Source organism: Achromobacter sp. GW823-FHT04E03, assembly GCF_058796095.1.
The window spans coordinates 770013-789015 of the sequence record NZ_JBXAIJ010000002.1 but is presented as its reverse complement, the minus strand read 5'-3'; the positions used below and the strand labels follow the sequence as shown (position 1 = coordinate 789015).

16 protein-coding genes are annotated in these 19003 nt (G+C 65.9%); 6 read left to right on the top strand and 10 right to left on the bottom strand.

Annotated features, from left to right (window positions below):
- Window positions 1-33 precede the first annotated feature (33 nt).
- Entirely contained in the window at window positions 34-1167 is a 1134-nt protein-coding gene (locus AC1RHV_RS15000; protein ID WP_492301209.1) for a DUF3182 family protein, read from the top strand.
- Window positions 1154-1912 carry an alpha/beta hydrolase family protein gene (locus tag AC1RHV_RS14995; protein ID WP_054455097.1) on the top strand — a complete coding sequence of 253 codons (759 nt, stop codon included), beginning with the start codon at window positions 1154-1156 and terminating at the stop codon, window positions 1910-1912. Before AC1RHV_RS15000 ends, AC1RHV_RS14995 begins: the two co-directional genes overlap by 14 nt.
- 147 nt (window positions 1913-2059) lie before the next feature.
- Here AC1RHV_RS14995 and AC1RHV_RS14990 read toward each other — a convergent pair whose 3' ends face one another.
- Window positions 2060-2686, bottom strand: a complete 627-nt coding sequence (locus tag AC1RHV_RS14990) for a response regulator transcription factor (RefSeq protein WP_054455098.1) — start codon at window positions 2684-2686, stop codon at window positions 2060-2062.
- On the bottom strand, window positions 2683-4512 hold the full coding sequence (locus AC1RHV_RS14985) for an ATP-binding response regulator (RefSeq protein WP_492301207.1): 1830 nt from the start codon (window positions 4510-4512) through the stop codon (window positions 2683-2685). The genes AC1RHV_RS14990 and AC1RHV_RS14985 overlap by 4 nt, the downstream gene beginning before the upstream one ends.
- 278 nt (window positions 4513-4790) lie before the next feature.
- On the opposite strand from AC1RHV_RS14985, the gene AC1RHV_RS14980 reads away from it, so the two are divergent.
- Window positions 4791-5294: a ClbS/DfsB family four-helix bundle protein gene (locus AC1RHV_RS14980; protein ID WP_306651775.1), complete on the top strand. Its 504-nt coding sequence runs from the start codon at window positions 4791-4793 to the stop codon at window positions 5292-5294.
- Between the two features lie 111 nt (window positions 5295-5405).
- Here the strand turns inward: AC1RHV_RS14980 and AC1RHV_RS14975 are convergent, their stop codons facing one another.
- The 3 genes from AC1RHV_RS14975 to AC1RHV_RS14965 are packed head-to-tail and all read right to left on the bottom strand — an operon-like array spanning window position 5406 to window position 11136.
- Window positions 5406-6878, bottom strand: coding sequence for an efflux transporter outer membrane subunit (locus AC1RHV_RS14975; RefSeq protein WP_492301205.1), 1473 nt, complete (start codon window positions 6876-6878; stop codon window positions 5406-5408).
- Window positions 6879-6898: 20 nt separating this feature from the next.
- The gene (locus tag AC1RHV_RS14970; RefSeq protein WP_492301203.1) at window positions 6899-10075 is read right to left on the bottom strand and encodes an efflux RND transporter permease subunit; all 3177 of its coding nucleotides are present in this window, start codon (window positions 10073-10075) and stop codon (window positions 6899-6901) included.
- Complete coding sequence (locus AC1RHV_RS14965) at window positions 10072-11136, bottom strand: efflux RND transporter periplasmic adaptor subunit (protein WP_280528335.1); 1065 nt, start codon at window positions 11134-11136, stop codon at window positions 10072-10074. Before AC1RHV_RS14965 ends, AC1RHV_RS14970 begins: the two co-directional genes overlap by 4 nt.
- Window positions 11137-11484: 348 nt before the next feature.
- Between AC1RHV_RS14965 and AC1RHV_RS14960 the strand changes: the two genes are divergently transcribed.
- The 3 genes from AC1RHV_RS14960 to fdx all read left to right on the top strand — a co-directional run bounded on the left by AC1RHV_RS14960 (window position 11485) and on the right by fdx (window position 13430).
- Window positions 11485-12486 (top strand): 2Fe-2S iron-sulfur cluster-binding protein, encoded by a 1002-nt coding sequence (locus tag AC1RHV_RS14960; RefSeq protein ID WP_492301201.1) that lies wholly within the window; start codon window positions 11485-11487, stop codon window positions 12484-12486.
- A gap of 109 nt (window positions 12487-12595) precedes the next feature.
- Window positions 12596-13075: a Cu(I)-responsive transcriptional regulator gene (gene cueR, locus AC1RHV_RS14955; RefSeq protein ID WP_054455110.1), complete on the top strand. Its 480-nt coding sequence runs from the start codon at window positions 12596-12598 to the stop codon at window positions 13073-13075.
- Window positions 13076-13091: 16 nt separating this feature from the next.
- The gene (fdx, locus tag AC1RHV_RS14950; protein ID WP_054455112.1) at window positions 13092-13430 is read left to right on the top strand and encodes an ISC system 2Fe-2S type ferredoxin; all 339 of its coding nucleotides are present in this window, start codon (window positions 13092-13094) and stop codon (window positions 13428-13430) included.
- 15 nt (window positions 13431-13445) lie between these two features.
- Here fdx and AC1RHV_RS14945 read toward each other — a convergent pair whose 3' ends face one another.
- From AC1RHV_RS14945 to AC1RHV_RS14925, 5 genes are read right to left on the bottom strand one after another with little or no spacing between them, the layout of a single operon-like run.
- The gene (locus tag AC1RHV_RS14945; RefSeq protein ID WP_054455113.1) at window positions 13446-14324 is read right to left on the bottom strand and encodes a class I fructose-bisphosphate aldolase; all 879 of its coding nucleotides are present in this window, start codon (window positions 14322-14324) and stop codon (window positions 13446-13448) included.
- 13 nt (window positions 14325-14337) lie between these two features.
- Complete coding sequence (locus AC1RHV_RS14940) at window positions 14338-15318, bottom strand: aldo/keto reductase (RefSeq protein ID WP_125471756.1); 981 nt, start codon at window positions 15316-15318, stop codon at window positions 14338-14340.
- A complete protein-coding gene (locus tag AC1RHV_RS14935) occupies window positions 15315-16301 on the bottom strand; it encodes an ABC transporter permease (RefSeq protein WP_192330731.1) in 987 nt (328 codons plus the stop codon). The genes AC1RHV_RS14940 and AC1RHV_RS14935 overlap by 4 nt, the downstream gene beginning before the upstream one ends.
- Window positions 16302-16342: 41 nt before the next feature.
- Window positions 16343-17866: a sugar ABC transporter ATP-binding protein gene (locus tag AC1RHV_RS14930; protein WP_492301198.1), complete on the bottom strand. Its 1524-nt coding sequence runs from the start codon at window positions 17864-17866 to the stop codon at window positions 16343-16345.
- The gene (locus tag AC1RHV_RS14925; RefSeq protein WP_054455120.1) at window positions 17863-18897 is read right to left on the bottom strand and encodes a substrate-binding domain-containing protein; all 1035 of its coding nucleotides are present in this window, start codon (window positions 18895-18897) and stop codon (window positions 17863-17865) included. The genes AC1RHV_RS14930 and AC1RHV_RS14925 overlap by 4 nt, the downstream gene beginning before the upstream one ends.
- Window positions 18898-19003 lie beyond the last annotated feature (106 nt).

Genomic DNA, 19003 nt, shown 5'->3' with positions numbered 1-19003 from the left:
TGCACAGGCACGCCGCTTGCTGAGTTGCCTGCCATGACATCCCTACCCGATTCCCGCTCGGAAGGCATCGTGGCGGCTTTTCCCCGGCGCGCGCGGGCCTCCGAACACGAGGTGGCATCACTCGATGCCCAAGCCGCCCGACTGGCGGCGTTGCTGGGCGGACGCTACGTGCCCGATTACCGACCCAGCCGCCACGGCGGCGGGGTGGTTCCCTATTATGTGCCTGATCGCACCATCATAGGCGCCAGGCGCGCCGCCGTGCTGGGCATCGTCAGCGAGACAGACCTTTACGGCGGCGTGGCGCCGCATGCGTTCGTGGCCACCAAATCCATCAGCCACGGACTGGTGGGGCCGCAGGCCTCCCGCCCTGCCAGCTGGTCCATGACACTGGCGGACATGCTGGGCGACGCCGTGCTGGAAGGCTATACCGCCTTTTGCCCCGAAGACGCCCTGGCCGCAGGACGACGCTTGCTCGCACGCGGCACGGTACGCGTGAAGCCCGCGGACGCCACGGCGGGTCGCGGACAGGTCGTGGTCAGGAGCCTGGATGCGCTGCGGGCTGCCCTGGCCGAGCAATCCCCGCGCTTGATGCAGCGCCTGGGTCTGGTGCTGGAAGAAGACCTGGAGGAAATCGAAACGTATAGCGTGGGCTGGTCGAAAGTGGGCCAGATGGAGATCGCCTACGTGGGCACCCAATCGCTGACCGACGACAATCAGGGCTGCCAGGTGTACGGCGGGTCCGAGCTGCGCGTGGCGCGCGGCGGTTTTGACGCCCTGCGCGCGCTGGATCTTCGCGCGGATGAGCGACGCGCCATCGAGCTGGCGTGCCGTTATGACACGGCAGCCTGGGCCGCCTATCCGCAATTGATCGCATCGCGGCGCAACTACGACGTGGCGATCGGGCGCGCGGCGGACGGCGGCGCGCGCGCCGGCGTGCTGGAGCAATCCTGGCGCGCTGGCGGCGCCAGTCTGGCCGAACTGGCCGCCATGCAGGCCTTCGCGCTGTCACCGGCGCTGATGGAAGTGCGCGCCGAGACCCGCGAACGCTACGGCGCCGGCGAACCCGTGCCAATCGCGCAACGGCTGGTGTTCCACGGGGTCGACAGCGCCATCGGCCAGATCAGCAAATCGGGAGGCATCCTGGAGGCGCAAGATGGCGGCGCATAGCACCCCTACCGCTCTGGAAGTCGACGACGTGTCGCTCGAGGCGACCTTTCTCACTCCGCAGGACAAGGTCCCTGGCGTGCTGTTTATCCACGGCTGGGGCGGCAGCCAGGAATTTGACCTGTCCCGGGCCAAGGGGATCGCCGCGCTGGGCTGTGTCTGCCTGACCTTCGACCTGCGCGGTCATGCGGGCACCCGGGCCCAGCAACTACAGGTGACCCGCGAGGACAATCTGCGCGACGTGGTGGCGGCCTACGACAGGCTGTCGCTCCACCCCGCGCTGGACTCCGGTTCCATCGCCGTAGTGGGCAGCAGCTACGGCGGCTATCTGGCCGCCCTGCTCTGCACGCTGCGCCGGGTGCGCTGGCTTGCGTTGCATGTCCCCGCCTTGTATCGCGACGACGAATGGCTGGTGCCCAAGAACCAGCTCAACCGCGACACGCTGCGCGCCTACCGCAGCGCCTACGTGCCGCCGGAAGAAAACCGCGCGCTGAAGGCTTGCACGGAATTCTCCGGCGACGTGCTGCTGGTGGAAGCGGAGCACGACATCTATATCCCGCACTCCACCATCATGAGCTACCGATCGGCCTTCCGCCGTTCGCACTCATTGACCCACCGCATCATCGACGGCGCCGATCACGCGCTGACGGAAAAGCCGGCGCAACGCGCGTATACCTCGATCCTGGTCAACTGGGTGACGGAGATGGTGACGGGCGCGCGCATGGGCGAGGGCCGGGCGAGCTTCTGAGCGCAAGCGCAATCTCCCTGCCGGCCAAAGACCGATGCGCACGCACCGCGCGCGTGATCGTGGCGCATCGCCCCGACACGATTGCGACGGCCGGACGCGAGATCTCGCTGGTAGCCGGCAAGGTGGCCAGCGACAGCGGGCTGCCGCCTATGCCGGCTTCCCGAACACGCCGCCGCGCCGCGCCACTAGCGTCGCCTGCGTACGATTGAGCACGCCCAGGGTGCCCAGAATGGCCGACACATGCGTCTTGACGGTCTTTTCGGTCATGTTCAGCCGTTCCGAGATTTCCTTGTTGCGCAGTCCGTCGCACATCAGGCATAGCACCTCGACCTGGCGAGGCGTCAGCGCGCGCAGCAAGGCTGCTTCGTCCTGGTCGCCTGCGGACAGCGCGCGGCGCTGCGGCGGCGCCGCCTCGTTGACCGCTTCCAGCGCGGCGGCCAGCTCCTGGCAGCTGGCGGACTTGTTCAGGAAGCCCTGCGCGCCGGCCTCCAGCGCGCGGCGCATGTCCTCGGGATCTTGCGAGGCCGACAGCACCAGGATGCGCAACTTCGACCGGCGCTGACGCAAGCGTTTGAGCAAGTCGGCGCCAGCCATGTCGGGCAGGTAGAAATCCATGATGACGTGCTGGATCGCCGTATGCCGATCCAGTATCTCCAGCGCTTCCTGGCCGCTGGCCGCGGGATGGATCTCCAGGCCGGCCACGCCCTGGCCCAGCGCCATCACCAGCGCTTCGCGGAACATGGCGTGGTCGTCGACCAATAACACTGCCGTCATTCGGCATCTCCGGGAAGGGGCGCTGCTTCCCTGGCATGCAGCAGGCCCGTCACGTGCTCGCGCAAAGCCTGGACTTGCACGGGCTTGTGCAAGAGCGGCACGCCGCGCGCGGCAGCCTCGGTCAGGCGCGCCGGATCGGTATCGCCGCTGACCAGCAAGGCAGGCAGATCGGGATCGTTGTATTCCTCGCGCAGCCTTTCGATTACGTGAATGCCGGTCTCGTGTTCGCGCAGCCGGTAATCCGTGACGATCAGGGCCGGCGTTTCAGCCAGCGGCAGCACGCGCTCGAACAGTGCATTGCCGCTGGTCGCGGCGATGACGCGGCAGCCCCAGCTTTCGAACAGCATCGACAGGCCCGCCAGGTTCTGCGCGTCGTCGTCCACCAGCAGCGCCAGCTTGCCGCGCAGGCTGTCTTCACTTGCAGGCGCCCGGGGCAGTCCCACATTGGCATCCGTGATCGAAAGGCCTGCCGCGGCCGGATCCGACAGCGGCGCCGTGACCGCGAACACCGTGCTGCGGCCTTCTTCCGAGCGCAGCGCCAGTTCGTGGGCCAGCAGCCTGGCGGTGCGGCGCACGATGGCCAGGCCCAAGCCCAGGCCCTTGCTGCGGTCGCGCTCGGGATTGGCCAGTTGATGGAACTCCCAGAAGACGCGCTCCTGCTCGGCCTTGGGAATCCCCGGGCCGTTGTCCCAGACCTCGATGCGCAATCGGCTTCCGCGCCTGCGGCAGCCCACCAGGACGCGGCCGCCGTCGGAGTGCACGATGGCATTGCTGATCAGATTGCGCAGCATGCGCTCCAGCAGCACGGGATCCGACCGCACGCTGGCCGCGCACGCGCGCACCCGCAGCCGTATCCCCTTCTCGCTGGCCTGCGGCGCGTATTCGGCCTTGAGCTGGTCCAGCAGCGGCTGCATCCTGAACGTCTCGAAACGAGGCTCGATGACGCCGGCGTCCAGCCGCGACAGATTCAACAGCGCGTCGAACAGATGGCCCATCGCCGACAGCGCGCTGGTGATGTTGTCGACCAGATAGCGCCCGTGCCGGGACAGGGGTTCGTTCGCCAGCAAGCCCAGGAACAAGTTCACCGCATGCACGGGCTGGCGCAGGTCGTGGCTGGCCGCAGCAAGAAAGCGGGACTTCTCCAGATCGCTGCGTTCGGCCGCTATCTTCTCCTGGCGCACCTGTTCCAGCAGCGCCAGGTTTTCATAACCCAGCCGCAACGCGTCCAGGTGGGTGCGGTTCATGCGATGGATGAACGCCAGGGTCGCGACCAGATATGCCAGGCCGCCCGTCACCAGCGCCAGATGGATGGCGGAAGGCTGCGCCGCCAGCGCGATGAACATCGGCGCGAAAGCCGGCACTTCGAACGCGTACATCACCGGCAGCATCATGTAGTTCGAATAGATGGCGCCCGTACCCAGTCCGAACAGGATGACGATGAAGAACAGCTGGTACTCCAGCGGGACGAAAAACGTCCAGTAGGCCAGGGGTAGCCCCCACAGAATGCCGGAGCACAGATTCCCGGCCAGCATGCGGCGCACCCAGCGCTGCGCCGCTGACGGGTCGGCGCGATGGCGGTCGTACGCCACCACGGCGGCCCAGCGCAGCACGCCCACGGCCAACGTGGCGCCCAGCCACAGCAGGATCTCGTGGTGGGGCAGCACGCCGACCAAGGCGAATGCGGAAAAACAGGCGCTGATCAGCGACCCGGCCAGGGCGAACGGAAAGCTTCGGCGCAATGCGTCGACCTGCACCTGATGGATGCGGGCGGTATAGGACGAACTTGGCGGCGTGGAAGCGGAAGTCTGACCGATGGTTGGCTGCAATGGCGTGGGGATGTTACGTGCGAGGGACCTGCCGCTTGCGCAGGGGCGGATCGAAACGTGTGCGGATTTTAGACCCATCGTGCGGATTTCCGCAGGCGCTGCGCGATTTTCGTTCGGCATTGACATTCCAACGGTGGAAAACCCCAGGATTTCCGCCTTGGCCCCGGGCGTATGCGCTCCCTGCCCGCTTTCCTGCGGCCGGCACCACGCCCGAGGCGCGCCAACCCGTCAGACTCAATCCGACGGCCCGATCCGCGACGACTTGGTGGAAAGATCCGATGAAACTACCCGCATCCAGGCAAGAGCTGCTGTGTAACCTCCGCGACCGGCACAGGCAATTCCGCGTCGAGGCGGCCACCATACGCGCGAGCCTCTACCGAAGGACGGCCGAGGTGAGACATGCTCATCGCATGCCTATCGATGCCGCCACCGTGTTGGTCGACCTCATTCTTTGGAACACGATGATCCTGCAGTTCGCCGCCGCAGGGGCAGGAGATGCCGGCTCCCCCTTCTACAGCAGGGAAGCGATGCTGGACAGATTCTGCCGCCTGACCCACGGCTTCCGACGCGACTTCAACGGCAGCAGCCTGCACAGGCTGCATGAACTGACCCGTCTGGGGCAGGAACGCGTGGTCAGCAGCGTAGCGCGGCATACGGACGCCGCCCTCTTCGCGCCCTCGGGCGCAGGAACTGGGACCTTGGGCGGCCAACTCCAGATTCTGACTTGCATGGCTTATGCCAATGGGCTGTCGAAATTGCGCGCCTGGAAGCAGGCCGTGTAGCAGCATCGCTGCCCGGTCGCCGCGGACAAGGCTTGGGCCGCCGCTTTGACGCGGCGGCCCAAGCCCGGGGACTGGCTATGTCCTCCAGGGCCTGGCGACATTTGGCGGACCCTATGCCCCGGCGGGCATGCGCGCCGAATGCTCGGACCAACCTCCACCCAACGCCTTGTAGAGGTCGATCAGGTTGTTCAGGCGCGTCAGGCGCGTGCGCACCAGGATCTGTTGCGCGCCGTATAGCGAGCGATAGGCCTCAAGCAAGGTGAGATAGTCGTCCACGCCCTCCTGAAACCGCAGTTCCGCCAGCTCATAAGCGCTGCGGCTTGCCGTCACCGCCAACTGCTCCGAACGGATTTGGTCGTCAAGCGTGCGCTTGCCCGCCAAGCCATCGGCCACCTCGCGGAATGCCACCTGAATGGCCTGCTCGTAGTTGGCGATTTCCACCCGCTTCTTTACATGCGCCACGTCCAGGTTGGCCAACAAGGCGCCTCCCCGAAAAATGGGCAGCGTGATGTGCGGCAGGAATGCCCAGGCCCGCGACCCGGAGTCGAACAAGCCGTCCAGAGAGGCGCTGGCGGTTCCCGCCGAGCCCGTCAGGCTGATCGCCGGCAGGAAAGCGGCGCGCGCCGCGCCGATATTGGCATTGGCGCCGCGCAGCATCTGCTCCGCCGCGCGTATGTCGGGCCGTCGGACCAACAACTCGGAGGGTAGTCCGGTCGGCAAATCCGATGGAACGATACCGTCTGGCAGCGTCGTTGCCGCGTCCAGCTGGCTGGACAACTCGGGCGTCAGCGGCTGTCCCAGGAGCAGCACCAGCGCGTTGCGGTCCCTGGCTACTTGTCGCGTGTAGGCGGACCGGCTGGCCTCCGCATTACGCAACGCAATCTCGGCCAGACGCAGGTCGAGCTGCGTCGAGTTGCCGGCCGCAGCCAGATCGGCCGTCAGATCATACGAACGCTTTTGCGTGGCCAGCGTGTCTTCCGTCAGCCGCAACAGTTCCTGGTCGGCGCGCAGCGTGAGGTAGGCATTGGCCACTTCGGCAACCAGACTCAGCTGCGTGGCGATCCGGTTCTCCTCCAGTGCCAGATATGTGGCCAAGGCCTGATCGCTGAGGCTGCGGATACGGCCCCAAAGGTCCAGTTCCCAGGCGGTCGTCACGCCGGCCACGTCATAGCGCTTCGAGACCTGGCCGTCCTGCGTGGCGCCAAGGTCGCCCGGAATGCGCTCGGATGCGCCACTGGCCGAGACGCTCAGGTTCGGCAGCATCGCGGCGCGCTGGATTCGGTACAGCGCCTGCGCCGCTTCGACGTTGAGCGCGGCGCGGCGCATGTCCCGATTGTTGTGCAGCGAGATTTCTATCAATTGCTGCAAGAGCGGATCTCGGAAAAAGTCGCGCCATCCTATGTCGGCCGCGGCCATCGCATCGGGCTCGTGCCGCGCATCCTCGGCATCCGAAGAATAGGTCGCGTCGACTGGCGCAGCGGGGCGTTCGTACTTCGGCGCCAGGGAGCAGCCGGCCAACGCGGCCGCAAGCGTCAGCGGCGCGAGCTTCAGGCAGCGCCGGGAGCGGGTGTAAAGATGCTTCATGTCGTTATTCCTCCTGGCCATCATGCGTGTTGCTTGGCCGAGCGGGTCGCGGCCCGGCGGGCTTCCCGTCGCAGCGCCAATTTGCGCACCACGACGTAAAACACGGGCGTGAGCAACAGGCCGAACAGGGTCACGCCAACCATTCCCGCAAACACTGCGATACCCATGGCATGGCGCATCTCCGCCCCGGCGCCTGTGGCCAGCACCAACGGCACCACGCCGGCGATGAAAGCGAATGAGGTCATCAGGATGGGGCGCAGGCGCAACCGGGCAGCCTCCAGCACTGCCGCCAGCGGATCGGCGCCTTCGTCCTCCTTGGTGCGGGCGAATTCCACGATCAGGATGGCATTCTTGGCGGCCAAGCCGACCAGCACCACAAAGCCGATCTGCGTGAAGATGTTGTTATCGCCGTTGGACAGCCAGACCCCGCCTATCGCCGAAAGCAATGCCATGGGCGCGATGAGCAGCACGGCGAACGGCAGCGACCAGCTGTTGTACTGGGCGGCAAGAATGAGGAAGGCCAACAGCACCGCCAATGGGAAGATGTACAACGCTGAATTCCCAGCCTGCTTCTCCTGGTAGACGAGGTCCGTCCACTCGTAGACCATGCCTTCGGGCAAGGTCTCGCGGACGATGCGTTCTATCGCGTCCGTCGCCTGCCCCGAGGAATATCCCGGCGCGGGACCGCCGCTGATATCCGCCGACGGAAAGCCGTTGTAGCGGATGACCCTGTCCGGCCCGGACCCGCGCGTCAGCGTCACAAAGGCGCTCAGGGGAATCATTTCGCCACTGTCGTTACGCACCTTGAGCATCCCGATGTCGTCGGCCTGCATGCGGAACGGCGCGTCGGCCTGCGCCATGACCCGGTAGGTGCGCCCGAAGCGGTTGAAGTCATTGACGTAGAGCGATCCCAGATTGATTTGCAGAGTCTCGAACACGTCCGTCAGCGATACCCCCAGGGACTTGGCCTTGACGCGGTCGATGTCCACCTGCAACTGCGGCGCGTTGGTCTGGAAGCTGGCCAGCATGTTCGCCAGCTCGGGAGCCTGCATGGCCTTCGCCATGATCTGACCCTGCGCCTGCGCCAGCGCCTCGAACCCCAATCCGGCGCGGTCCTCTATCTGCAGCTTGAAGCCGCCCATGGCCCCCAGGCCCGGCACGGGAGGCGGCGGGAAGATACCGAGGAACCCGTCCGGAATCTGACTGAACTTGCCCATCAGCTTTCCGGCGATGGCGTTGGAGGAAAGCGAAGGATCCTGGCGTTCATCGAAGGGTTTGAGCATGGCGAACATCAGCGCCGAGTTCGGCACGTTCACCGGACCGTTGACCGAAAGCCCGGGGAAGGCAACCACGCTCTCCACGCCCGGTTCGGCCAGCGCGATCTCGGACATCTGCTTCACCGCCGCCTCCGTCCTGTCGAGCGAAGCGCCGCTGGGCAACTGTGCGATACCCACCAGGAAGTACTTGTCCTGGGCCGGCACAAATCCGTTCGGCACCTGGTGAAAGCCCAGCCAGGTCAGGCCGACGAAGCCGGCGTACAGCAGCAGCACGATGGCACTGCCGCGCACCGCCCGGCGCACCGTTCCGACGTAGGCATTCGAGGCGCTGTCGAAGAAGACATTGAAGCGCCGGAAGAAGCCGCCCAGCGCCCGGCCCATGATGCGCGTAAGCCAGTCGGCCTTGGCCGCGTCGTGATGCGGCTTGAGCAGGATGGCCGCAAGCGCGGGCGACAGGGTGAGCGAGTTGATGGCGGAGAGTATGGTCGAAATCGCGATGGTCAGCGCGAACTGGCGATAGAACTCGCCCTGCAGCCCGGACAGGAAGGCCGACGGAATGAAGACTGCCGCCAGCACCGAGGTGATCGCAATAATCGGCCCCGTCACCTCGTCCATGGCCTTGATCGCGGCCTGCCTTGGGGATTCGCCCAGGGCCATGTGCCGCTCCACGTTTTCAACCACCACGATGGCGTCGTCCACCACGATGCCGATCGACAGGACCAGGCCGAACAGCGACAGCGTGTTGAGCGAAAAGCCGAACATGTGCATCAGCGCAAAGGTCCCCACCAGCGACACGGGCACGGCCACCAGGGGAATGATGGACGCGCGCCAGGTCTGCAGGAACAGCACCACCACGATGACGACGAGAAGGATGGCCTCCAGCAGCGTGACCGCCACCGATTGCAGCGAGGCGCGCACGAACACGGTGGGGTCGTAGGCGATCCGGTATTCCACATCCTGCGGGAAGCTCTGTTGCAGCTCCTGCATCTTGCCGCGCACCGCATTGGAGACGTCGATGGCGTTGGCGCCGGGACTCTGGATGATCTGCAGAGCGGGCGCCGATTCGCCATCGATCAGGCTGCGCAAGGTGTAGGCATCCGCCCCCAGCGAAACGCGGGCAACGTCGCGCAGCCGGGTAACCTGGCCATCCGCGCCCGTCTTCACCACGATGTCGCCGAACTGCTCCGCGCTGGTCAGACGCCCCAGCGTGTTGACCGTCACCTGGTAGGCCGCCGTGGTATCCGGCTGCTGGCCCACCGACCCCGCGGCGACCTGCACGTTCTGCTCCCGCAGGGCCGCAACCACGTCGCTGGCGGTCAGGCCGCGCGCGGCGACGCTGGTGGGGTCCAGCCAGACGCGCATGGAGTACTCGCCGGCGCCCCAGACCAGCACGTCGCCCACGCCGGGCAGGCGCGCGAGTTCGTCGCGCACCTGCCGGATGGCGAAGTTCGATAGATAGAGCGAGTCGTAGCGTTTTTCCGGCGAAACCAGATGCACCACCATCAACACGTCGGGTGAGGTCTTCTGCGTTACCACCCCGATGCGCTGCACTTCCTGCGGCAAGCGCGGCAAGGCGCGCGAGACCCGGTTCTGCACCTGGATCTGCGCCATGTCCGGGTCCGTTCCCTGCTTGAAGGCAATGGTGAGCACCATCTGGCCGTCGACGGCCATCTGGGAACTCATATACAGCATGCCTTCCACGCCGTTGATCACCTGTTCCAGCGGGGCCGCCACGGTATCGGCGATCACTTCCGGATTGGCGCCGGGATAGCTTGCCGTCACCTGTACCGTGGGCGGGGTGACGGCGGGATACTCGCTCAGCGGCAACTGCCAGAACGCGATGCCGCCCGCCAACAGCATCAGCAACGACAGGACGATGGCGAAGATTGGCCGCGCAATGAAGAAATGAGGGAACTTCATGGGCGGGCCTCCGCAGCGGCTACCTGCTGCATGGGCACCATACGCGGCGTGACGCTCATGCCGGGGCGTACCAGCCCCTTGATGATGATCCTCTCACCAGCCTGCAAGCCGGAACTGATCATGCGCAGCCCATCGACCATCTGGCCCAGCTGCACCGCGCGGTACTGGGCCTGATTGTCGGCTCCCACGACCAGGACGTAGTTTTTCCCTTGGTCCGTGCCCACCGCCAGATCATCGACCAAAATGGCTGCGCGCTCGGCGCCGGTCGTCAGCCTGGCACGCGCGAACAGCCCCGGGGCCAACAGGCCATCGGGATTCGGCACGACGGCGCGGGCGCGGATGGTGCCTGTGCCGCGGTCGATCTGGTTGCCCACGAAATCCAGCGTGCCCTTGTGGGGAAAGCCCTGGTCCGTCGCGAGCGCCACGGCGACCGGCAGCGACGCCTTCCCGCCCTGGGAGTCTGGCCGGGCCAGCCTCACGGCGTTGAGGTAGGTCGCTTCGTCTATGTCGAAGTACACGTGCACCGGGTCGATCGAAACGATCGTGGTCAGCAGGTTGGCCGCGCCCCCCGCCCCGCCGTTGACCAGATTGCCTTCGGTCACCATGATCCGGTCGACGCGACCTGATATCGGGGCCGTGATGCGCGCGTAGGACAGATCGAGCCGCGCCGCCGCCACGGCTGCCTTGGCCACCAGGATCTCCGCCTGGCGGGCGTTGCGCGCGGACACGGCGTCGTCATAGGTCTTGCGCGACACCGCGCCGGTCGCCACCAGCCGCTGGGCGCGGTCGAAGTCAGCCTGGGCCTGGCTGGCCAGCGCCTCGGCCTGGCGCAACTGCGCCGCGGCTGTGTCGAGCGCCACCTGGAATGGCCGCGGATCGATCTGGAACAGCTGCTGTCCTTTGCGCACCAGGCTGCCCTCGGGAACGCTGACGGCATCTACCGCGCCGCTGACCCGCGAGCGTAATTCGACGGATTCTGGAGCCGCCAGATATCCGGTGAAGTCGGTCGATGGCGCGATGACACGCTGGATCACTTCGGCGACCGGAACCTGAGGCGCCATCGGCGCGCCCGCGGAAGGCGGCGGCTTGCTTTCATCTCCGGACGCATCACCGGCCGCCCACGCAATGGTTCCGGCCGCCGCGATGGCTCCAGCCACTACAACGATTCTGAATTTTCGACGCATCGACATGCCCCTTCTGTACGGCAGGGCTTCGGCCCTTCCGAAGCGCTCTGCAGAAATTCGGCAAGGCTAGGGATTCCAACGACAGGAAGGTCAAGCATGCGCTGGCGGATGCGGCGGGCTATTGACCTTGCAACTGTTGGAAGCAATAGATTGGGACCGCCGTCTGAACGGCAGAGGGCATCTCGATGCCGTTCCATACCAACCCGAAGTATCTGGAGCAACCCAATGAGCAGTAGAACGGTGGACATCCGGCAGGCGCGAGCCAGGCTGCCGGTTCCGGACGGCCAGACCATACTCGAAGCAGCACTGCAGAATGGCGTTGCCTATCCGCACGGCTGCCGATCGGGCCGCTGCGGCAGCTGCAAATCGCGCCTGATCGAAGGCGCGGTGGAAATGCTGCCGCACTCGCGCTACGCGTTGACGGAAGAAGAAACGCGCTGCGGCTTCATCCTGGCGTGCCGCGCGGTTCCGAAGAGCGATGTGGCGGTGGCATGGCTGGGCAACGACGAAGCCGCCGCGGCGCCAATCCAGAATGTGGAAGGGACCGTCGTTGCCATGGACGAACTGACGCACGACATCATGCGCGTAAGGATCCGACCTGAAGCAACGAATACCTTGCCGTTCGCCGCCGGGCAGTATGCCGACATCAGGTTCGGGCCGTCGCCGGCGCGCAGCTACTCGATGGCCAACAGGCCAGGCGATCGCGAACTGGAATTCCACATCCGCCGTGTTCCGGGCGGGGTCGCGTCGGGCTATGTCCACGCCACGCTGCAACCTGGTGAACGCGTGGCGCTGCGCGCGCCGCTCGGCTCCTCGCATCTGCGCGATGAACATTCCGGACCGATGCTCTGCATCGCGGGAGGTTCGGGATTGGCCCCCATCAACTCAATTGTCGAAACCGCGCTCGCGCACGGCATGAGCCAGCCGATTCATGTCTACTTCGGCGCGCGCACGGAACGGGATCTTTACTTCGTCCAGCATTTCGAGGCGTTGGCACGCCGCCACGCCAACCTGAGCTTTGTGCCCGTGTTGTCCGAGGCGCATGCCACGCCATACCGGACCGGCTTCGTCACGCAAGCCGCCGGCGCAGACCTCGCGGACTTGAAAGGCTGGAAAGCCTATGTCGCCGGCCCCCCGGCGATGGTGGAAGCGGCGATGGCGCTGGCGTTCGAGCGCGGACTGAACGTCCAGGACATGCACGCCGATGTTTTTTTTACGCCACAGTAACCAGCCGGACCGGCCCCTCCCCGGCCGGCGGCATGCTTGACCTTCCCATGTTGGAAAGCTCTAGTCTTCTCTCATGCCTCTACCCATTCCTTTGAGCGAGGAGACTCCCATGAACATCGGCGAAGCGTCCAAGACCTCCAAGGTATCGGCAAAAATGATCCGCTATTACGAGCAGATCGGCCTGATACCCGTGGCGCAGCGGAACTCGTCCGGCTACCGCGCCTACAGCCGGATCGATGTTCACCGGCTGCACTTCATCCGCCGTGCCCGCAACCTAGGCTTTTCAGTCGCCGAGACCAAGGATCTGCTGAGCCTCTGGCACGACCAGTCGCGCCAGAGCGCGGACGTCAAGCACGTAGCCCAGGAACACCTGGCTGAACTGGACCGGCGCATCGAAAGCATGCGGCAGATGGCCGACACGCTCGAGGCGCTGATCCGCTGTTGCGCGGGCGACGATCGGCCGAATTGCCCCATCCTGCACACCCTTGAGCAGCCGGACGAAAAAGAACAGGAGCCCGCCGCGCGCGGCGGCGCCGTGCTGCGGAGCGCTCGCAAGGAATCGCCGGCAAAACCCGCATCAGCTTGCTGAGCGCCTGGAATCCGATATGCCAAAAATCACCGTACTCCCGCATGCCGAGCTGGCGCCCGAAGGCGCCGAGCTGGAGGTGCGGGCTGGCACCACAATTTGCGAGGCCCTGCTGGCCAACGGCATTGAAATAGAACATGCATGCGACATGAGCGCCGCCTGCACCACCTGCCACTGCATCGTGCGCAAGGGTTTCGAATCCTTGAACGAAGCGAACGAGTCCGAGGACGACCTGCTCGACCGCGCCTGGGGGCTGGAAGCCCAATCCCGCCTGAGCTGCCAGGCGATCGTCGCGGAAGAGGACCTTACCGTCGCCATCCCCAAATACACGATCAACCATGCGAAGGAAGAGCATTAGGATCTGGCTGAGGTGTCAGGAACTTCGGCCGATGAGCCTTGCATCCTGTCGGCCGCCTGCCTCGTAGATGTCCCATGCCTGTCCGGCGCTGGCGTCATCATGGATCATGGCCATCAGCGCCCGCACCACCGATGACGGATCGGCGTGTTGGTAGACATTGCGGCCATACACCAGCCCCACCGCCCCTTCATCGAGCAACTCGCGCGACCGCTCGAAGACCTGCCGCAGGTCCTCCCGGCCGCCGCCACGCACCAGCACCGGGCAGCGCGCCGCCTGCACCACGCGGTGGAAATCGCGCGTGGCGGTCGTGGGGTCGGCCTTGACGATGTCGGCGCCCATTTCGCGCGCCAGCCTGACCAGCGTGACGATCTTCTCCGCATCGCCATCGACCATATAGCCGCCGCGCGCGGAATGCGGCGCCATGACCAGGGGTTCGATCATCAGCGGCATGCCATAGCGGTCGCAGTCCGCGCGTACCCGCGCGATGTTGGCGACGCACTGGCGGAACAGGTCGGGCTCGTCCGGCAGCATGAACAGGTTGACCACCACGCAGGCCGCGTCCATCTGGACCGCAGGCAGCACCGGGTCCTGCTCGTTCTGCAGCACGGCCCACATGACGCGGTGGGTCGTGGCGTTGTAGGGATTGCCCATGTCCAGCCGCATGACCAGCGCGGGCTTGTCGCGGCCGGGGCGTTGCTGGAGCAGGTCGGCCTGGCCATAGTTCAGCTGGATGGCGTCGGGGCGCGCGGCGGCCAGTTGTTCCATCACGGCCGGCATGTCCTCCAGTCCGGACAGGAAGCTGGGTTCATTGCAGACGCCGTGGTCGACGGCGATGTCCAGGCAGCGGCCGCCGTTCAGCAGGCGGTTCAGGCGCGCTTCTTTTCTGTGCAGCATGGGGATTCCTTGTTCAATCCAGTGTTTGCAGATGACGCCCGGCTGCCAGGTCGATGGCGGCAATGTCTTCAGGCGTAAGTTCCAGCGCGGCAGCGCCGGCGTTCTGCCTGGCCTGCTGCGGCGTGCGGGCGCCGCATAGCGCCACGGTGACCCCGCCTGGGCGCGTGGTCCAGGCGATCATCAGTTGCGAAGCCGAGCAGTCCAGCCGCTGGCGCAGCGGTTCCAGTTCCGCGAAGAAGCCTTGCAGCCGGCTGCGATTGGCGACGCTGAAACGGGGGTTGTCGGCGCGCTGGTCGTCGCCGGTAAAGCGGCGCTCCGGATCGATGGGTCCGGCCAGCAGGCCGAGCGCCAACGAGGAATACCCGAGGATGCCGACGTTGTGGCGGCGGCATAGCGGCATCAGCGTGGCTTCGATCTCGCGGTCGATCAGGCTGTAGCGTTCCTGAATGGCGTCCACCGGGCCATGGCGCAGGTATTCGGCCAAAGTGCCGGGATCCACGTTGCTGACGCCGATGGCGCGGATCTTGCCTTGCCGCTTCAGATCCAGCAGGGCGTCCATGGTCTCGGCGACGGGCGTGCCGGCGTCCTGCCAATGCGTGATGTAGAGGTCGATGTAGTCCGTCTGCAGCCGCGCCAGGCTTTGCTCTACTTCGTGGAAGATGGAAGCGCGGCCCAGGTGGCGGTGCACGGCCTGGCCTTCCTCGTCGAAGAAATGCTCGCCTTGGCGTGTATGCCAGACCAGCCCGCACTTGGTGGCGATGACGGCCTGCTGGCGGCGCCCCTTGAGCGCCTGGCCGACCAGGCTTTCGGCGTGCCCCAGGCCATAGGCAGGCGCGGTATCGATAAGCCGCACGCCCGCGTCCAGGGACGCCTGGATGGCGGCAACGGCAGCCGCATCGTCCCCGCCGCCCCACATCCAGCCGCCCATGGCCCAGGTGCCCAGGCCGACGGATTCGCAGGCGATGCCGGACGCGCCCAGTGTTGTAGTCTTCATCGTGAAACCTTTTTGACGTTCATGAGATGGTCGACGGTGACCGCGGCCAGCAGGATCAGCCCCTTGACGACGTCTTGCCAGTAGGGCGACACGTCCAGCAGGATGAGCGAGCTGGTGACGACCGACAGCAAGGCCAAGCCCAGCACCGCGCCCAGCACGGTGCCCGAGCCGCCCTTGAGACTGGCGCCCCCGATCACCACCGCCGCGATGACGTTGAGCTCCATGCCCACGCCGAAGTTGGGCGTGGCAGCGCCGAAGCGGGCCGTGTAGACCACCCCTGCGACGCCGGCCAAGGTCGAGCACAGCACAGTGACCCAGAACTTCACGCGGCCGGTGCGGATGCCGGCATAGAGCGCCGCCTTTTCATTGCTGCCGGTGTAGAACACCTTGCGCAACAGGGCGGCGCGGCGCAACGCGAAATCGCTGATGACGACGATGGCGGCGAAGATCAGGATGACGGCGGGAATGCCCGCGATGGATCCCTGCCCGATGAACTTGAACTGCGGCGGCAGCGAGAACAGCGATTGCGGCGTGCCCTGGGTGATGGCCAGGCACAGGCCGCGCACGATCACCATGAACGCCAGCGACGCGATGAAATGGCTGAGGCCGATGCGGGTGACGCAGCCGCCGATGAGCGCGCCCACCATCGTGCAGACGGCGATCGCGGCCAGGCTGGCGGTCCATGGGTCCAGTCCCATCAGGAAGAGCTTGCCGGTGATGACCATGGCCAGGCAGACCACCGAGCCCACCGACAAGTCGATGCCGCCGACGATGACCAGTATGGTCATGCCAACCACCACGATGCCTTCGATGGAAAACGACAGCAGCATGGCGCGCACGTTTTCCCAGGTCAGGAAATGCGGCGACGCGAAGCTCATGACGACGCACAGCGCAGCAATGATCAGCAGCAGCCCCGCTTCGCGGAAGCTGCCCAGCCGGCGTCCCGGGCGGGCCCCCGTCGGCAGGCCGGCGGCCGGAGGCATCAGGACCGCTTGCGCCGCCGGTTGGGTTTTCAGGTCGCTCGTCATGTCGCCTCCTCGGCGGACAGGCCGGAGGCCAGCCGCAGCAATTTTTCTTCCGTCATTTCGCTGGCCGCAAGCTCTCCGGCGAGCCTGCCATTGCGTATCACCAAGGCCCGGTCGCACAGGCCGATGATTTCCGGCAGCTCGGACGAGATCACCACCACGCCCACCCCCTGGTTGGCCAGGTCGCGCAGCAGGTGATGGATCTCGGATTTGGCGCCGACGTCCACGCCGCGCGTCGGTTCGTCCATCAGCAGCACCGAAGGGCGGGTCGCCAGCAGTTTGGCGATGGCCACCTTTTGCTGGTTGCCGCCCGACAGGCAGCTGGCGTCGATCGCCACGCCGTCCGACTTGAGCCTGAGCCGGGCGCCCAGCTCGACGGCCAGGCTGCGTTCCGCCGTGCGTTTGAGCAGGCCGAAGCGCGAGCTGATGCGGCGCAGCGCCATCGAAGACACGTTCTGTTCGATAGGCATGTCCAGGAACAGGCCGGCGGCCTTGCGGTCTTCGCTCAGGTAGGCGATGCCGTGGCGCAGGGCGTCGGCATAGCGGCGCAGCCGCAGGGGCTGGCCGCGCAGCCGCACGGCGCCTCGCCGCGCGCGCCGCAGGCCGCACACGGTTTCGGCCAGTTCGCTGCGGCCCGCGCCCATCAGGCCGGAGATGCCCAGGATCTCGCCTCGGCGCAGCGTGAACGAAATGCCGTGGACTGCGGCGCCGTCGGCAAGGTCCTCGACTTCCAGCAGGGTCTCGACCGGCGTATCGCCAGCCGCCTGCCGGGGCGGGTAGTAATTGCCCAGGTCGCGCCCCACCATGCAGCGTACCAGCGCATCCGGAGAAAGCGCCGCAATCTCGGCGCTGTGCACGTCGCGGCCGTCACGCAACACCGTGACGCGGTCGCAGTGCTCGAAGATCTCTGCCATGCGGTGGCTGATGTAGACGATGCCGATGCCCTGGGCCTTGAGGTCATGCAGGACGCGGAACAGCGCCACGGACTCCACTTCCGTCAACGCGGCGGTGGGTTCGTCCAGGATCAGCACCTTGCAGTCCAGCGTCAAGGCGCGGGCGATCTCGACCAGCTGCTGGCTCGATATGCCCAGCGCATCCACCCGCAGGCCCGGGTCGATGTCCTGGCCCAGCCGCCGCAGCACGGCCGCAGCGCGCTCTTGCAGGCCGGCATAGTCCATCCAGGCCTGTGCACCCGCGCTGATCATGGGCATGAAAATGTTCTCGGCCACGGTCGCATCGCCGCATAGCGAGATTTCCTGGTGCACCAGGCCGATGCCCAGGCGCATCGCATGGGCCGGCCCGTTGATGACCACGCGCTCGCCTTCCAGGTAGATGTCGCCGCTGTCGGGCTGGTGGATGCCGTCGATGATCTTCATCAGCGTCGACTTGCCAGCGCCGTTCTCGCCGCACAAGGCATGGATTTCGCCCCGGCGCAGCGTGAAGCGCACGTCGGCCAGGGCTTTGGACGCGCCGAACTGCTTGCTGATGCCTTGCAGTTCCAGCAGCGCTGCGGGCGCCTTCATTCGTTGATGCCCTTGGTGCCGCGACGCGCCAGGTACTTGTCCCAATAGAAGTCGTCGGCGTTCGCCTTGCTGACGATGGACAGGCCGTTGTCCAGGAACGGCACGGCCATGGGGTTGGTGCCGTTGCGCTTGGCGTCATTCATCGGGTCGATCAGTTGCTGGTTGCGCGCCAGGAACAGCAACATCATGCCCATATAGCCCTGCACTCCCTGGTTCGGGTTGACGGAGCCGAAGACCTCGCCCGACTTGATCATGTCCAGGATCTTGGCGTTCACGTCGCAGCACAGGACCTTGATGTTCTTCTTGGTCTCGATGGAGGCCTGCGCCGCGCCCAGCGCCGAGTTGGCTTCGGGCATGAACAGGGCGCCCAGGCCGGGGTTGGCCTGCGCCAGGCTCAGCGTGGCCTGGTAGGCCTTGTTCGGATCCTGGTTGCTGGCCGCGCGGCCCACCAGCTTCATGCCGGGATGCTGGGTCTTCATGCGGTTGATGAAGGCGGCAACGCGGCGGTCATGGTTGTCCTGGCCGGGGTTTTCCAGCACCGCGTATTCGCCCTTGCCATTGAGCGAGGCCGCGATGGCGTCGGCGGCCTGCGCGCCTTCGCGGTCGTTGTCGGACGTGACAAAGGACACGCGCTTGGAATTGGGCGAGTCGGCCGCAAAGGTCACCACCGGGATGCCCATGGCCGCGGCGCGGTTGATGGGTTCGATGAACGGGTCGGGGTTCATGGGATGCAGCAGGATGCCGGCCGGCTTGCGCGCCAGTTCCTGCTCGAACGAGGCCAGTTGCTTGTTGACGTCGTACTCGGGCGTGCCCGAATAGCGGGTGCGCACGCCGAGCGAATGGCCCAGCTGCTTCATCATTTCGTAGACAGGGAACCAGTACTCCACCCCGGACACCATCACGTTCATCACGTAGACGTCGTTGGCGTTGCCGCGCAGCCCGGGGGCTTGCGGGGTGTTCTGCGCAAAGGCGTTGACGCTCGCCAGGCCGGCGCCCGCCGCCGCTACGGTCTTCAAGAAATCTCGTCTCATGTTCCGCTCCTTTTTTCGCATCGTTCCAAGAACCCTGCAGCCCTCGGTGCCTGTTGTTCAACCTTGTTCTGGTCGAATCGTTGTTATGACATCGACGAACTATATT

Excerpts from the sequence above, each read along its gene's own strand:
- cueR (WP_054455110.1), top strand. The coding sequence starts at position 12,596 with ATGAACATCGGCGAAGCGTCCAAGACCTCCAAGGTATCGGCAAAAATG.
- AC1RHV_RS14995 (WP_054455097.1), top strand. The coding sequence starts at position 1,154 with ATGGCGGCGCATAGCACCCCTACCGCTCTGGAAGTCGACGACGTGTCG.
- AC1RHV_RS14965 (WP_280528335.1), bottom strand. The coding sequence starts at position 11,136 with ATGGCGCCTCAGGTTCCGGTCGCCGAAGTGATCCAGCGTGTCATCGCG.
- AC1RHV_RS14990 (WP_054455098.1), bottom strand. The coding sequence starts at position 2,686 with ATGACGGCAGTGTTATTGGTCGACGACCACGCCATGTTCCGCGAAGCG.
- fdx (WP_054455112.1), top strand. The coding sequence starts at position 13,092 with ATGCCAAAAATCACCGTACTCCCGCATGCCGAGCTGGCGCCCGAAGGC.
- AC1RHV_RS14980 (WP_306651775.1), top strand. The coding sequence starts at position 4,791 with ATGAAACTACCCGCATCCAGGCAAGAGCTGCTGTGTAACCTCCGCGAC.
- AC1RHV_RS15000 (WP_492301209.1), top strand. The coding sequence starts at position 34 with ATGACATCCCTACCCGATTCCCGCTCGGAAGGCATCGTGGCGGCTTTT.
- AC1RHV_RS14930 (WP_492301198.1), bottom strand. The coding sequence starts at position 17,866 with ATGAAGGCGCCCGCAGCGCTGCTGGAACTGCAAGGCATCAGCAAGCAG.
- AC1RHV_RS14975 (WP_492301205.1), bottom strand. The coding sequence starts at position 6,878 with ATGAAGCATCTTTACACCCGCTCCCGGCGCTGCCTGAAGCTCGCGCCG.
- AC1RHV_RS14960 (WP_492301201.1), top strand. The coding sequence starts at position 11,485 with ATGAGCAGTAGAACGGTGGACATCCGGCAGGCGCGAGCCAGGCTGCCG.
- AC1RHV_RS14935 (WP_192330731.1), bottom strand. The coding sequence starts at position 16,301 with ATGCCTCCGGCCGCCGGCCTGCCGACGGGGGCCCGCCCGGGACGCCGG.
- AC1RHV_RS14945 (WP_054455113.1), bottom strand. The coding sequence starts at position 14,324 with ATGCTGCACAGAAAAGAAGCGCGCCTGAACCGCCTGCTGAACGGCGGC.
- AC1RHV_RS14925 (WP_054455120.1), bottom strand. The coding sequence starts at position 18,897 with ATGAGACGAGATTTCTTGAAGACCGTAGCGGCGGCGGGCGCCGGCCTG.
- AC1RHV_RS14970 (WP_492301203.1), bottom strand. The coding sequence starts at position 10,075 with ATGAAGTTCCCTCATTTCTTCATTGCGCGGCCAATCTTCGCCATCGTC.
- AC1RHV_RS14940 (WP_125471756.1), bottom strand. The coding sequence starts at position 15,318 with ATGAAGACTACAACACTGGGCGCGTCCGGCATCGCCTGCGAATCCGTC.